General features: G+C 71.7%; 8 protein-coding genes. 4 read left to right on the forward strand and 4 right to left on the reverse strand.

All coding sequences use genetic code 11. The annotated features are described in order from the left end of the window. Positions 1–138: 138 nt before the first annotated feature. From FRAQA3DRAFT_RS31825 to FRAQA3DRAFT_RS25860, 3 genes are read right to left on the reverse strand one after another with little or no spacing between them, the layout of a single operon-like run. A complete protein-coding gene (locus tag FRAQA3DRAFT_RS31825; protein WP_009742000.1) occupies positions 139–1401 on the reverse strand; it encodes a pentapeptide repeat-containing protein in 1263 nt (420 codons plus the stop codon). Between the two features lie 5 nt (positions 1402–1406). Further along, the gene (locus FRAQA3DRAFT_RS25855; protein WP_009742001.1) at positions 1407–2213 is read right to left on the reverse strand and encodes a carbohydrate deacetylase; all 807 of its coding nucleotides are present in this window, start codon (positions 2211–2213) and stop codon (positions 1407–1409) included. Between the two features lie 43 nt (positions 2214–2256). Further along, positions 2257–3354: an ROK family protein gene (locus tag FRAQA3DRAFT_RS25860; RefSeq protein ID WP_009742002.1), complete on the reverse strand. Its 1098-nt coding sequence runs from the start codon at positions 3352–3354 to the stop codon at positions 2257–2259. A 522-nt stretch (positions 3355–3876) separates the two neighbouring features. On the opposite strand from FRAQA3DRAFT_RS25860, the gene FRAQA3DRAFT_RS25865 reads away from it, so the two are divergent. Together FRAQA3DRAFT_RS25865 and FRAQA3DRAFT_RS25870 are read left to right on the forward strand one after the other, a co-directional pair. After that, positions 3877–5907 carry a thioredoxin domain-containing protein gene (locus FRAQA3DRAFT_RS25865; protein ID WP_009742003.1) on the forward strand — a complete coding sequence of 677 codons (2031 nt, stop codon included), beginning with the start codon at positions 3877–3879 and terminating at the stop codon, positions 5905–5907. Between the two features lie 147 nt (positions 5908–6054). Continuing rightward, complete coding sequence (locus FRAQA3DRAFT_RS25870) at positions 6055–6672, forward strand: hypothetical protein (protein WP_009742004.1); 618 nt, start codon at positions 6055–6057, stop codon at positions 6670–6672. 480 nt (positions 6673–7152) lie between these two features. Here FRAQA3DRAFT_RS25870 and FRAQA3DRAFT_RS25880 read toward each other — a convergent pair whose 3' ends face one another. Continuing rightward, complete coding sequence (locus FRAQA3DRAFT_RS25880; RefSeq protein ID WP_009742006.1) at positions 7153–7896, reverse strand: hemolysin III family protein; 744 nt, start codon at positions 7894–7896, stop codon at positions 7153–7155. Positions 7897–8130: 234 nt separating this feature from the next. Between FRAQA3DRAFT_RS25880 and FRAQA3DRAFT_RS25885 the strand changes: the two genes are divergently transcribed. Both FRAQA3DRAFT_RS25885 and FRAQA3DRAFT_RS25890 read left to right on the forward strand, forming a co-directional pair. Then, positions 8131–9954: a phosphoenolpyruvate carboxykinase (GTP) gene (locus tag FRAQA3DRAFT_RS25885; RefSeq protein ID WP_009742007.1), complete on the forward strand. Its 1824-nt coding sequence runs from the start codon at positions 8131–8133 to the stop codon at positions 9952–9954. A 1805-nt stretch (positions 9955–11759) separates the two neighbouring features. Further along, positions 11760–13052 carry a PhoH family protein gene (locus FRAQA3DRAFT_RS25890; RefSeq protein WP_009742009.1) on the forward strand — a complete coding sequence of 431 codons (1293 nt, stop codon included), beginning with the start codon at positions 11760–11762 and terminating at the stop codon, positions 13050–13052. Positions 13053–13222: the final 170 nt, after the last annotated feature.

Raw genomic sequence — 13222 nt, forward strand, 5'->3', positions numbered from 1 at the left:
GCCTCAGCTAAGGATCCCGTCATGCGTCGAGAAACGGACGTATGGTCGGTCGTGATCGTAGGTTGCGGATTCCGCCGGGGCCGGGATCAAGGGTCGGAAGTGCCATTCGGAAGGACGCTGGTCAACGGGCTGTCCACGTCACTCGCGGGAGAGCCGGCCGAGTCGTTGCGCCGCAATCCCCACCCAGACGCCGAGGCCGATGAATCCGGCGATGCGCACGCTGGCCAGCAGGGCCCGTTGTGCCGGCCCCGCGTCCGCCAACGGCGCGCGGCCGATGCCGAGGAAGGCGAGCAGCACATCCACCAGCACCTCCCAGGCGAGCCGTGCCGTCGGCGCGTCGCCGGAGCGGGCCTCGCGGACCGCGAGAACCGCGGCGGCATGCAGGAGGACGACGATCGCCGAGCACACCGTCAGCCGGCTCAGGCTCTGCCCGTACCCGGCGGCCAGGCCCCACAGGCGCAGCATCAGGCGAGCCGGACGGGACCGCGCGGAGGTGAGCTTGAACTCGAGGAACTGTTCGTCGGCAATCTCCCTGCGCAGGACGGGAGGGAGCCCCTTGACGTCCTGGACCGGGTGGTGCAGAAGCAGCGGGGCGGGGATGTGACGACCGGTCCAGGTAACCTTCCCACGCTGCTGCGGCCACGTGCACTCGATGAGCGACGTGTCGAGCAGAACCGCGGAACGGGGGCCGAGCTCGCCGACGTGGCATCGCCGAATGGTACTTCGGCTCAGATCGAGACCGGCCACCACCGCGGAGCCGCAATCGATTGCCTCGACAGTCGAATCAACAAAAAGGCAATCGGTCAGATGTCCGCCGATCAACAGCCTACGGATGGTCGAGTCGTGTGCGTGTAACCGAGTGATGGTGGAATCGGGTAGAGAAATATCGTGTATTCGGCTTCCGTTGATGCGCAGATCGGTGAGGCGCAGCCCGGGTGACCGGCCGCCGCTCGCCACGCAGCCGGCGAGTTCCAGGTCGGTGAGTGACGCCCCGGCGAGCCGGACCGCGGTGAACGTCGACCGTTCCACCCGGCACCCCTCGATCCGGGCGCCGTCCGCCGTGCTCGCGCGGACCTCGACGTCCGCCATCGTGCAGCCGCGCAGCACCGCCCCGCCGAGCTCGCAGTCGGTGAAGGTCGTCCGCTCGAGGTGGCAGCCGACGAGGCTGGCGTCGGCGAGCGTGGCCGCAGCGAACGTGCACCCGACGAGGGCCGCGCCGTCGAGGTCCGCGTAGTCCAGCCGGGCGCCGGTGAAGTCGCAGTCGACGAGCTGGCGCCGGCGCAGGTCCCGCCCCCGCAGGTCGCAGAAGGACAGATCCACGGCTCCGCTGCGACCCGCGCGGTACTCGGCCCAGGCGTCCGCGCCCGACGTCAGACACTCGACGGCCTCCAGCGACGGCATCGGCCTCAGCTCCCCGTGGTCCGTCCAGCGCGGGCGTCCGGGCCGTCGGACAGCTCCGGATAGCGCACCAGGCGGTAGCCGTGAGCGGCGAGCCGACCATCGCGGTGCAGCTCGCGCAGTGCCCGCGCGTCGCCCTCGCGGGCGTCGGACAGGCTGGAGACGCGGCGCAGGTGCGCGTCGCTGCGACCCGGATGGGCGACGACCTCGAGGACACCGTCACCGGTCCCGGCGAGCGCGCGCAGCATCGTGAGGAGCTCGTGGACGCCGAGCCCACGGCCCGTCCAGTCGCGCAGGACGACGGAACTGCCCCGCACCCCCCGCGCGGCCATCCGGGCGGCGAAGCGCGTGGTGAGGCCGCCGCGGACCGGCAGCCCGTAGTCGGCGGAGAGCTCCAGGTAGACCTCGGCGCAGGACGGGAACCGGTGGGCGCCGTGGTGGCTGTCCAGATGGGTCGGCGCGGCACCCAGCAGGTCGGCGACGGCCTCGATCTGCCGGCGCCACTCGCGGCGTACCTGGTCCGGATGGGCGCCGGTCAGCGCGTCGCGGGGGCGGAACGCGCCGGAGAAGCGGTCGACGAGGCTCGGCACCTCCGAGGGGGGCGACAGCGGCCTGCCGCCGGACAGTTGCAGGTGCACGCCGGCGAGCCCCGCGAGCCGGCCGGCGCCGAGGGCCCGGCACCGCCGCAGTGACCCGGGCGCGGCGGACATGACCGTGGTGTTCGAGACGGCGCCGGCCGCCAGCAGGTCGAGAATGGTTTCGCAGATTCCGTCGCTGAGCCCGTAATCGTCGGCGTTGATGACGACGTCCCGCATCGGCCGCCTCCCGTCGGCCGTCATGACCGCGGGAAGGCGGTGGTCATGACCCGGCCGGTTCGTGTCGGAAATGTCCGCGCAGGAGTTCCGCCGCGCCCAGAATCTGGGCGCGGCGGCCAAGTGCGGCCCGGCGCAGGGTCGTCCGTTCCCAGGCGAGGCTCCAGGCAAAACGCCGGGCATAGGACGCCGTCATCTCGAAGAATCCGGGCAGGCCGCTGATCAGGTCGCCCCCGAGCACGATGTCCGGGGGATTCGCGACGGCGATGATGGCATTGATGCTCAGGCCGACGTACCGGGCGGCGTCGTCCAGGACGGTCACCGCGATCGGGTCGCGGTCGGTGAGGCCGGCCGCGATCTGGTCGATGCGCAGCGCGGTCCAGTCCCGTTGCGCCGCGGCGGCAACGGCGGCCCGGAAGGCCGAGGCGGTCGGAGTCCCGGGCGAGTCGTCCGCGGGGTCCGCGGCGTTCTTCCCGTGTTCGGAGAGGTACTCGCCGACGATGTTGTGGCTGACCCACGGCCGGCTGGCGAAGACCTCCAACGGGCCGCGGGAGGCGAAGGTGCGGTTGTAGGAGCCCCGCGGCTCGACGACCAGCCGGCCGAGGTGACCGGCCGAGCCCGCCCCCCGCAGCACCTCGCCGTTGACGAAAAGCGAGGAGCCCACACCCTCGTCCACCAGGACATACGCGAAATTCTTGGCCCGCGGCGGATCGTCGCCCTCGCCGCGCAGGCAGCCCCAGCGGGCCTCGCCGACGGCCAGGCACTCGGCGTCGTGGTACAGCCGGCAGGGCGGCGCGCCATGGCCGGCGAACTGTTCGGCGACATTGCTCGGCTCGAGGATTCCCAGCCGCGTCGACCGCATCACGGTCGTGTGGCCGGCCAGGGTGCCGGGCAGCGTGAGGGCGACCCGGTCGATGTCCTCGCCGGTCTCGCGGGCGAGGCGGCGCAGCCGGCGCACCAGCTCCTCGACGAGCCTCGTGCCGCCCGGGTCGGTCAGGAAGGAACCCACGTCCCAGGTGGCCGGGCCGGTCGGGATCGGGTCGATGCTGCCGTCGCGGAATCGGAGCAGTTGATGGCGGGCGTGCGTCGCCTCCAGCGCGACGACGGCGCCGGTGAACGGCTCTCCCGTCCCGGTCGCACTCATGACGTGCGTGCTCGGCGCGGCTGGCGCGGCCGGGCGGGCGACATTCCCGCCGGAGCGTCGAACTCATGGGGACGGCCATCCGCCAGGAGACTCCGAACAGCGGCGCGAGCCAGCGCCGAGCCGGCTGACGGCGGCCGGGAATCCGCGTCCCCGTTCGCCGCGCGGGCGGTTGTCGACCGGGATATCACCACGCTGAATGCCCCCCCATCCATCGCAGGCGGTGATGATTGTTCCGCAGGCATGGTGGGACCGTCCAGCCGTCGTTTCAAACGTGTCACCGAACCGGAACAAATGACGGATGTTTCGGCCTCAACCAGTGAACTCCGATGCCACGACCGCGACCTGAGCCGCAAGTGGCCGCCGTCGGTTCCGGCGCGAGGGCGTGGCCGTCGGGGTGTGCCGGGCCACAGTCGGCGCGCCGGGGCACGGGTGAGGGCATAGCCGCCCGCCGCTTTGGTTGCATAGCCAGTGACCCGGGGGCTCGAGGGACCCGGGCGACGCCAGACCCTGAGGAGTTGCCCGGTGCCGAACAAGCTGGCGGAGCAGACGTCTCCGTACCTGCTCCAGCATGCGGACAACCCGGTCGACTGGTGGCCGTGGTGCCCGGAGGCGTTCGCGGACGCGGCCCGCCGCGGGGTGCCCGTGCTGCTCTCGGTGGGCTACGCATCCTGCCACTGGTGCCACGTCATGGCGCACGAGTCGTTCGAGGACGTGGTCACCGCCGCCTACATGAACGACCACTTCGTCAACATCAAGGTGGACCGGGAGGAGCGGCCGGACGTCGACTCCGTCTACATGGACGTCACGGTCGCCCTGACCGGCCACGGCGGCTGGCCGATGACGGTCTTCCTCACCCCGACCGCCGAGCCGTTCTTCGCCGGCACCTACTTCCCGCCCCGGCCCCGGCCGGGCATGGGCTCGTTCCGTCAGGTCCTGGAGGCCGTGGTCGCCGCCTGGCAGACCAGGCGGGCGGAGATCGAGGAGTCGGGGGCGGACATCGCCCGCCGGCTGGCCGAGGCGGCGGCCCGCGGCCCGGTGGCCGGGCTCGCCGCGAGCCCCACGTCCGGCGTCGCCGACGAGCTGACCCCGCAGCTGCTGGACACCGCCGTCGCGGGGCTGTCCGCCCGGTTCGACGCGCGCCACGGCGGATTCGGCGGGGCGCCCAAGTTCCCCCCGTCCATGGTCGCGGAGATGCTGCTGCGCCACGCCGCCCGCACCGGCGACGAGCACAGCCTGGAGATGGTGGCGCTCACCTGCGAGCGCATCGCCCGCGGCGGCATGTACGACCAGCTCGCCGGCGGCTTCGCCCGCTACAGCGTCGACGCGACGTGGACCGTCCCGCACTTCGAGAAGATGCTCTACGACAACGCCCAGCTGCTGCGGGTGTACCTGCACCTGTGGCGCGCCACCGGCTCGCCGCTGGCCCAGCGGGTGGTGCGCCAGACCGCGGCGTTCCTGCTCGCCGACCTGCGCACCCCGCAGGGCGGGTTCGCCTCGGCGCTCGACGCGGACGCGGTCCCGGCCGGCGTCCCGGCGGCCCACGCGCAGCCCGAGGAGGGTGCGAGCTACTCGTGGACGCCCGCCGGCCTGCGCGCCGCCCTCGGCGCGGACGACGGTGCCTGGGCAGCGGAGATCTTCGGCGTCACCGCGGAGGGCACGTTCGAGCACGGGACGTCCGTGCTGCAGCTTCCGGCGGACCCGCCCGACGCGGCGCGCTTCGCGGCGGTGCGCGCGGCCCTCGCCGCCGCCCGGGCCGACCGTCCGCAGCCCGCCCGGGACGACAAGGTGGTCGCCGCGTGGAACGGGCTGGCCATCGCCGCCCTCGCCGAGGCCGGCGCGCTGCTCGACGAGCCGGCCTGGATCCGCGCCGCCGAGGACGCGGCCGTGCTGCTGCGCGACGTCCATCTCGTGGCGGGCCGGCTGCGGCGCACCAGTCGGGACGGCCGGGTCGGGACGAACGCGGGCGTGCTGGAGGACTACGGCGACGTCGCCGAGGGGCTGCTCACCCTGCACCAGGTCACCGGCGATCCGGAGTGGCTGACCCTGGCCGGCGAGCTGCTCGACGTGGTCCGGGCCCGGTTCGCCGCGCCGGACGGCGGCTTCTTCGACACCGCGGACGACGCCGAGGCGCTGCTGCGCCGCCCCCGCGACGACTCGGACTCGGCGACGCCGTCGGGCCAGGCGGCGGTGGCGGGTGCCCTGCTGACCTACGCGGCCCTGACCGGCTCGGCCGAGCACCGGCGCGCCGCCGAGGAAACCGTGGCCCGGTTCGCGCCGCTGCTGTCCCGCGACGCCCGGTTCGCCGGCTGGGCCGGGGCGGTCGCCGAGGCGCTGCTCGCCGGGCCGGCCGAGGTCGCCGTCGTGGACAGCCCGGCCCTGGAGCGGCTCGCCCGGCTGGGCACCGCGCCGGGCGCCGTCGTGGTGACCAGCGGGCCGCTGGTCACCGGTCGGGGGGCCCCGGGGGTGTACGTCTGCCGGGACTTCGTCTGCGAGCTACCCGTGCATACCGCCGAGGAGGTCCGGCGTCAGCTCGGCGTGAAGGTCGCCACCTGACGCCTGGGCCACTTTCACTCGTGACCCGGTAAGCGTGTAATCGTCGGCGGGGTGTGCCGGCGCACCCCGGCGGGGCCACGGCTCCGGACCAGTTCGGCAGGCCGGGCCCGCCCGCGGGCCCGGCCGGGGGACCTGAGGAGACTCGTCATGTCCGGTCCGCGTGGGCGTGGTTATGGCAGGCCGGGGGACCGGGCGGAGACGGTGCCGGCGCAGGACGCGCCGGACTGGTTCGCGGCCCATGTCCCCGCCGGCTGGTTCACCGGCCCACCTGCCGTGGTCGTCGACCGAGACGAGATCACCGTCGTCGGGGAGCTCCACACCGAGGATCCCCTCCGCCCCGGCACTCCCCAGTCCGGCACCCCTCAGTCCGGCACCCCTCACTCCGAGGGGGTGGCATTGTCGGCCGGGCGTGACATGGACGCCGCCGCCCGGATTCGCCGGTTCCGCGAGCGCACCCGCGACGAGCGGATCGCCATCGCCGCCGAGGCCGAGCGGCGCTATGGGCGCAAGGTCGCGTGGGGGGTGACGGTCGGCGGGACCAGCGAGCTGTTCACCGTGCTGTCGGTGCCGGTGATGACGCGGCTGCGCCAGCCGGAGCGCCAGGTGCTGGACACACTCGTCGAATCCGGGGTGGCGCGCAGCCGCAGCGAGGCGCTGGCCTGGTGCGTGCGGCTGGTCGGGGAGAACTCCGACACCTGGCTTCGCCAGCTTCGCGAGGCCCTCGAACAGGTCGAGAAGATCCGTTCCGAGGGCCCCGGCCGCTAGACGGGCGAGTCCTAATCTGCTCAGCCGGGCATCAGCGTGGCGAGCGCGGAACCGCGCCACGCGTCCCAGCCCAGGCCCCAGCCCCAGCCCCAGCCCCAGCGATCATCGTGTTCCGCGGAACCGGGCCCCGCGTGCAGGCTTCGATCCCAACCCCGTCGATCGTGGTGTTCCGCGGAACCGGGCCCCGTGCGCGGGCGGATCCTCGGCCCGTGTCGATCCCGCCCCGATCTGACCCACGCCGTCGCCGCGACACGGAGGATCCGTTCCCAGCCGGCGATCAGATGCGCGTCGGGGTCGAGCATCGCGGCCAGCACACATCCCGCTCCCCGAGCCTGAGGTTCGCCCGGCGCACCGTCAGACCCGACATCCCGCACGGCACCGGCGTCGAGTCGCTGATCCAGCGGCTGTCGCCCCAAGAGTCACCGTCTAGCGCCAGCTCCCCGACGATTGCCGACGATCGGTGACCCGGGACCCACCCGCCTAGTAGATCGCGAACATCAGGGCGAGGTAGTGGCAGGTCGCGGCGACGAGGGTGAAGGCGTGGAACACCTCGTGATAGCCGAAGGTCGCCGGGGCCGGGTCCGGCCGCCGCGCGGCGTAGACGACGGCGCCGAGGCTGTAGCAGACACCCCCGACCAGCAGCAGGACCATCGAGGCGATCCCGGCCCGGTGAGCGAGCTCCGGGATGACGAAGATGGCGACCCAGCCGAGGGCGATGTACAGCGGCACGGTCAGGTACCGCGGGGAGTGCAGCCACAGCATCCGAATGGTCACGCCGAGCGCTGCCCCGCCCCATACCACCGCCAGGACCACGCGAGCCGTCCGCTCCGGCATGGCAAGGAGGGCAAATGGGGTGTACGTGCCGGCGATGAAAACAAAGATCATTGAATGGTCGAGGCGTTTCATGCGTGCCCGTGCGCGTGATGTCGACCACATCGTGCGGTGGTAGAGCGCACTCGTTCCGAACAGCGCCGCAATGCTCAGCGCATAAACCGCGATCCCGAGTCGGGCACGGAGCGTGGTGGCCAGTGCCACGGCTAGGACGCCCAGTGCAAGGCTTACGGGGAATGCCCCGGCATGTAGCCATCCCCGCATGCGTGGTCGCACCAGGTCACGGGGGTGGGAGGGGCCGTCCGCCTGCGGAGGCCCGGCGGGCTGCTGCGTGAGGGAAGCCACGCCGAGGACGATAACCCGGGGCTTCCCACTGCCACGAGACGGAGTCACCCTGCGGCGGTCCGTCCGTACCGGTGCGTGATGGATCCGACGCTTCTGTCCACTCGCTATCGCGCGACTGCGGGGGGAACGCGCGGTACAGTCTAATGATCCTGAACGCGGCCTCGAACTGCCCCTGTACCGCGGGTTTTGTCAGCGCGTGAACGAGTACGTTCGAGTACTGAAGTGGGCACCTGCATACGGGGCGAGAACGCGGCGGGTTCGACTCGACCGGAGGTGTGAGCTGTGACGACCGCGGCACAGATTCCGGGGCTGGAAGCGGCCCCCACGAAGCACGCCAGGCTGGTCGCCTGGGTGCGTGAGATCGCCGAACTCACCCAGCCGGAACGGGTTGAGTGGTGCGACGGATCGGAGGCCGAGTTCGACCGGCTGACCAGTCTCCTGATCGAGAAGGGGACCCTGGTCCGGCTGAACGACGAAAAGCGTCCCAACAGCTTTTACGCCGCCTCTGACCCCAGCGACGTGGCCCGGGTCGAGGACCGCACCTACATCTGCTCCGACAAGGCCGAGGACGCCGGCCCCACGAACAACTGGATGGACCCGGCGGAGATGCGGGTCAAGCTCCAGGGCCTGTTCGAGGGCTCCATGCGCGGTCGCACGATGTATGTCGTGCCATTTTGCATGGGTCCGCTTGGATCGCATATCTCGGCACTCGGAGTCGAAATCACTGACTCGCCCTACGTTGTTATTTCGATGCGTACTATGACCCGTATGGGTGCCGACGCGCTCGAACAGCTCGGTGAAGACGGCTTCTTTGTTCCGGCGGTGCATTCTCTGGGCGCTCCGCTGGAAGCCGGTGCGGCCGACGTTCCGTGGCCGTGCAACTCGACGAAGTACATCACCCATTTCCCGGAGACCCGCGAAATCTGGTCCTATGGATCGGGTTACGGCGGCAACGCACTGCTCGGCAAGAAATGCTATGCGCTGCGCATCGCGTCCGTCATGGCGCGCGACGAGGGCTGGCTCGCCGAGCACATGCTCATCCTCAAGCTGACGTCGCCCGCGGGGAAGGTCCACTACATTGCCGCGGCCTTTCCGTCGGCGTGCGGGAAGACCAACCTGGCGATGCTCATTCCCACCCTTCCCGGGTGGAAGGCGGAGACTGTCGGTGACGACATCGCGTGGATGCGGTTCGGTGAGGACGGCCGGCTCTACGCCGTCAACCCCGAGGCCGGCTTCTTCGGTGTCGCCCCCGGCACGGGCGAGCAGACCAACCCGAACGCGATCAAGACGCTGTGGGGCAACACGGTCTTCACCAACGTGGCCCGCACCGACGACGGCGACATCTGGTGGGAGGGGCTGACCAAGCAGGCCCCGGCGCACCTCACCGACTGGAAGGGCCGCGACTGGACCCCCGAGTCCACCGAGCCCGCCGCGCACCCCAACGCCCGCTTCACCGTCCCCGCCGGGCAGTGCCCGACCATCGCCGACGAGTGGCAGGACCCGAAGGGCGTGCCGATCTCGGCGATCCTGTTCGGCGGCCGCCGGGCGACCGCGGTTCCGCTGGTCACCGAGGCGCCCGACTGGCGGCGCGGGGTCTTCTTCGGCTCCATCGTCGCCTCCGAGACGACCGCGGCGCAGGCCGGCGCGATCGGCAAGCTGCGCCGCGACCCCTTCGCGATGCTCCCGTTCTGCGGCTACAACATGGCCGACTACTTCGCCCACTGGCTGGAGGTCGGCCAGAAGGCCGACCAGGCGAAGCTGCCCCGGATCTACTACGTGAACTGGTTCCGCAAGAGCCCGCAGGGCAAGTTCCTCTGGCCCGGCTTCGGCGAGAACAGCCGCGTCCTCGCCTGGATCGTCGGCCGCCTCGAGGGCCACGCCGATGGCGTGGAGACCCCTCTCGGCGTCCTGCCCACGAAGGACGCCCTGCCGACCGAGGGCCTGGAGATCGACGGCGCCGACCTGGACGCCCTGCTCACGGTCGACGTCGACGTCTGGAAGCAGGAGGCCGAGCTGATCCCCGAGCACTACCAGACGTTCGGCGACCGGCTCCCCGCCGCGCTCTGGGCCGAGCACGAGGCCCTGGTCAGCCGCCTCGAGGGCTGACCCGCGACACCAGCTTCACCCCGGCCCGCGCCGGGCGGTTCCCCCGCCCGACGCGGGCCGTCGCATGTCCGCGCCCGGTTCCCGCCGCACGTCCGCGCCCGGTTCCCGCCGCACGTCCGCTCCCGGCCGGTTCCCGTCGATCGGTTGCGCTCCGTTACGGTTTCCGTGTGCGGCGGACGTGTCCAAGCGCCCGCAATGACGGGCCCGGCGGGCCCGCATTCGCCCGGAAACGGGTCCGCTTCCAGCCGGCTCCGCCGGCAGCCCGCATGTTCCACGGGCACCGGCGCGTGTCGTCCCGGGGATTTCCTGCAACGTCCGCGACTGGTCGGCAGATTTCCGTCAAGAGGGCGTGGGCGGTGCTCCGCAGGGGAATCCGACCCCGACGGCCCGCCCGCCCGCCGGAAAACGCGGTCCGTCCGGCCCCGTGCCGTCCGATCCATCCTGCCCGGGGCGTTCCATCCAGATTTCCCGATGTTGCCGGGCCGGCCGACCATGTTTCCGAAAGACTTCCGGCTACCCCGTACGCGGCCGGATGGGCGCTCACGTTACCTGGGTCCGATCCGGAGCGGCCCGATTCCTTGCTCTGGGTCCCGCCCCGATCCCGGCCGCCGCGCGGGTTGCCGATCACGGCCCCACAGCACATGTCCTGAGCGCCTCGGGCCCGTTAGGTACTCCTAACCTTTCCTGGTCTCCTCGGGACCATGCCATCCCCTCCGGAGCGGCCGACGCCCAACCTTGTCGCCCGCCTTGTTCCCCGCGGTCCCCTCCGCTCCCTTTCCCCGGAATTCCTCTCTCCCCGAGCCCTTTCCACCCCTCGCCCGAGCGACGGCCCTCGCCTCGCTATCGTCTCCGCCGCCCGGCCCGCCGGCGGCCCTGCTGGATCCCGGTGGCGGCCGCAGCGCTGCTCCAGCTCGCCGGCGCCGCGAGGTGCCCGAGCCCCGGCCCGCACTGTCCGTCACTGTTCGAGTGCAGAATCGTGCCGAGGTCTAGGGACGGTTTTTCGGCCCGAAACCGTGCTTGGGCCTCGGCACGATCTGGCCGCTATCTGACCGGGAAGACGGGGGCTGGGCCGGCGGGTGGTAGCGGCGCGGTCCGGCGTCGGTGGTCTACTCGCGGCCCGCGGCGCATGGGCAGGAACGGGATCCGGCCAGTTATCGATCATCACGGGAGGGCTGCGGCGGGTGCTGCGTCTTGCGGGCGTCTCCGAGGTGGAGAGCCGATCATCTCTGGTGAAGGCGCGGCAGGCGGTTTGCTTGAAAAGGGCCTTTGGGGGTGCGGGGCTGACTGCTGTCGCGGGAGTGGCGAGGTGTCGCGGGAGTGGCGAGGTGTCGCGGGAGTGGCGAGGTGTCGCGGGGATGGCGAGGTGTCGCGGGGATGGCGAGGTGTCGCGGGGGTGACGAGGCGGATCGCGCGCGTGACGGGATTGCATGGCTGGGGTTGGGTTGATCTCGGGGGTCGGGGGGGATGTGACGCGTGGGAACGTCGATGGGTGCTGGCTGACGCCCTGGGAAGGGTGCTGCCGCGGGGCGTCATGATCGGGGCGGAATGTCACCGAAAGGGACACGGCAGCCACCCGAGGAGGCAAAACGTTTCCCGTTCTTAACGCAACGTGTTGCCCGAAGTGGGTCGCCATCCTGGGAGGTGGCGGCTACCGTGAGAGCCCTAGCGTCTCAAGCCGTGGTCCGGCGTGGTGCCGGACCTCTCGGGAGGCCCCTCGGTGCCGCAAGCGCGACTACACCAGGAGGCCGGTGCCCGGCTCCTGGAGGGGTCGGTCCCGGACTACCTCCGAGTAAGCGGGTGGGCGTGTGCCACGAACGCATGTCGTCGACACAAGCGTGCTGCTTTCTGATCCTGGCGCGCTGCTGCGGTTCGCGGAGCACAATGTCGTGCTCCCCCTCGTCGTCATAGGGGAGCTGGAGGGCAAGAGGAACCACCCGGAGCTGGGCTGGTTCGCCCGGGAGGCCCTGCGCCTGCTGGACGACCTGCGCATTCGGCACGGTCGCCTCGACCAGCCCATCCCGCTGGCGGGTGGGGGAACGCTTCGGGTGGAACTCAATCACACCGACGCGGCGGTGCTTCCACCGGGGTTCCGGGTGGACACGAACGACTCGCGGATCCTGTGTGTCGCGATGAACCTCTCCCGCGAGGGCGCGGACGTCGTGCTGGTCACCAAGGACCTCCCGCTGCGGGTCAAGGCGTCGGTGCTGGGGCTGCCGGCGGAGGAGTACCAGGCGCTGTCGCCGGTGGACACCGGCTTCTCGGGCATGGCGGAGCTCACCGTCGCCCAGGAGGATCTCGACCGGCTCTACTCCCGCGAGTACACGGAGATCCTGGAGGCCGCCGACCTGCCGTGCCACACCGGCCTGGTGCTCACCACGGCGGGGGGCAGCGCCTCGGCGCTCGGCCGGGTGACGGCCGACAAGCAGGTCCGGCTGGTGCGCGGTGACCGGGACGCATTCGGGCTGCACGGGCGTTCCGCGGAGCAGCGGGTAGCGCTCGACCTGCTGCTCGACCCGGATGTCGGCATCGTCTCGCTCGGCGGTCGGGCCGGCACCGGCAAGTCGGCGCTGGCCCTGTGCGCGGGTCTGGAGGCGGTGATGGAGCGCCGGGCCCACCGGCGGGTCGTCGTCTTCCGGCCGCTCTACGCCGTCGGCGGGCAGGAGCTCGGCTACCTGCCGGGCAGCGAGAACGAGAAGATGGCGCCCTGGGCGCAGGCCGTGTTCGACACGCTCGGTGCCCTGGTCTCCCAGGAGGTGATCGAGGAGGTCGTCGACCGGGGGATGCTGGAGGTGCTCCCGCTCACCCACATCCGCGGGCGGTCCCTGCACGACGCCTTCGTGATCGTCGATGAGGCGCAGTCGCTGGAGCGTGGAGTACTGCTCACCGTGCTGTCCCGACTGGGGCAGGGCTCCCGGGTGGTGCTCACGCACGACGTGGCGCAGCGCGACAACCTGCGGGTCGGTCGGCATGACGGGGTCGCGTCGGTCATCGAGACCCTCAAGGGCCACCCGCTGTTCGCGCATGTCACGCTCACCCGCTCGGAGCGTTCGCCGATCGCGGCGCTCGTGACGACGATGCTGGAGGACCTGGTCATCTGACCGGACGTCCCAGGACCGGCCGCCGCAGGCGGATCAGGCTGTGCCGGACCGGGCTGTGCCGGATCAGGTTGTGCCGGACCGGGCTGCACCCGGACCGGGCCCGCTCGGTGGCCCGGTCCGGGGTCCAACCGCGGCCGGGACCCTGCCGTGACCCGGCGGGCTCCGGGAAC

The organism is Frankia sp. QA3, assembly GCF_000262465.1.
Lineage (GTDB): Bacteria > Actinomycetota > Actinomycetes > Frankiales > Frankiaceae > Frankia.

What these genes read in the sequence shown, in the direction of transcription:
- FRAQA3DRAFT_RS25870 (WP_009742004.1), top strand. Translation starts at nt 6,055, where the DNA reads ATGTCCGGTCCGCGTGGGCGTGGTTATGGCAGGCCGGGGGACCGGGCG.
- FRAQA3DRAFT_RS25860 (WP_009742002.1), bottom strand. Translation starts at nt 3,354, where the DNA reads ATGAGTGCGACCGGGACGGGAGAGCCGTTCACCGGCGCCGTCGTCGCG.
- FRAQA3DRAFT_RS31825 (WP_009742000.1), bottom strand. Translation starts at nt 1,401, where the DNA reads ATGCCGTCGCTGGAGGCCGTCGAGTGTCTGACGTCGGGCGCGGACGCC.
- FRAQA3DRAFT_RS25855 (WP_009742001.1), bottom strand. Translation starts at nt 2,213, where the DNA reads ATGCGGGACGTCGTCATCAACGCCGACGATTACGGGCTCAGCGACGGA.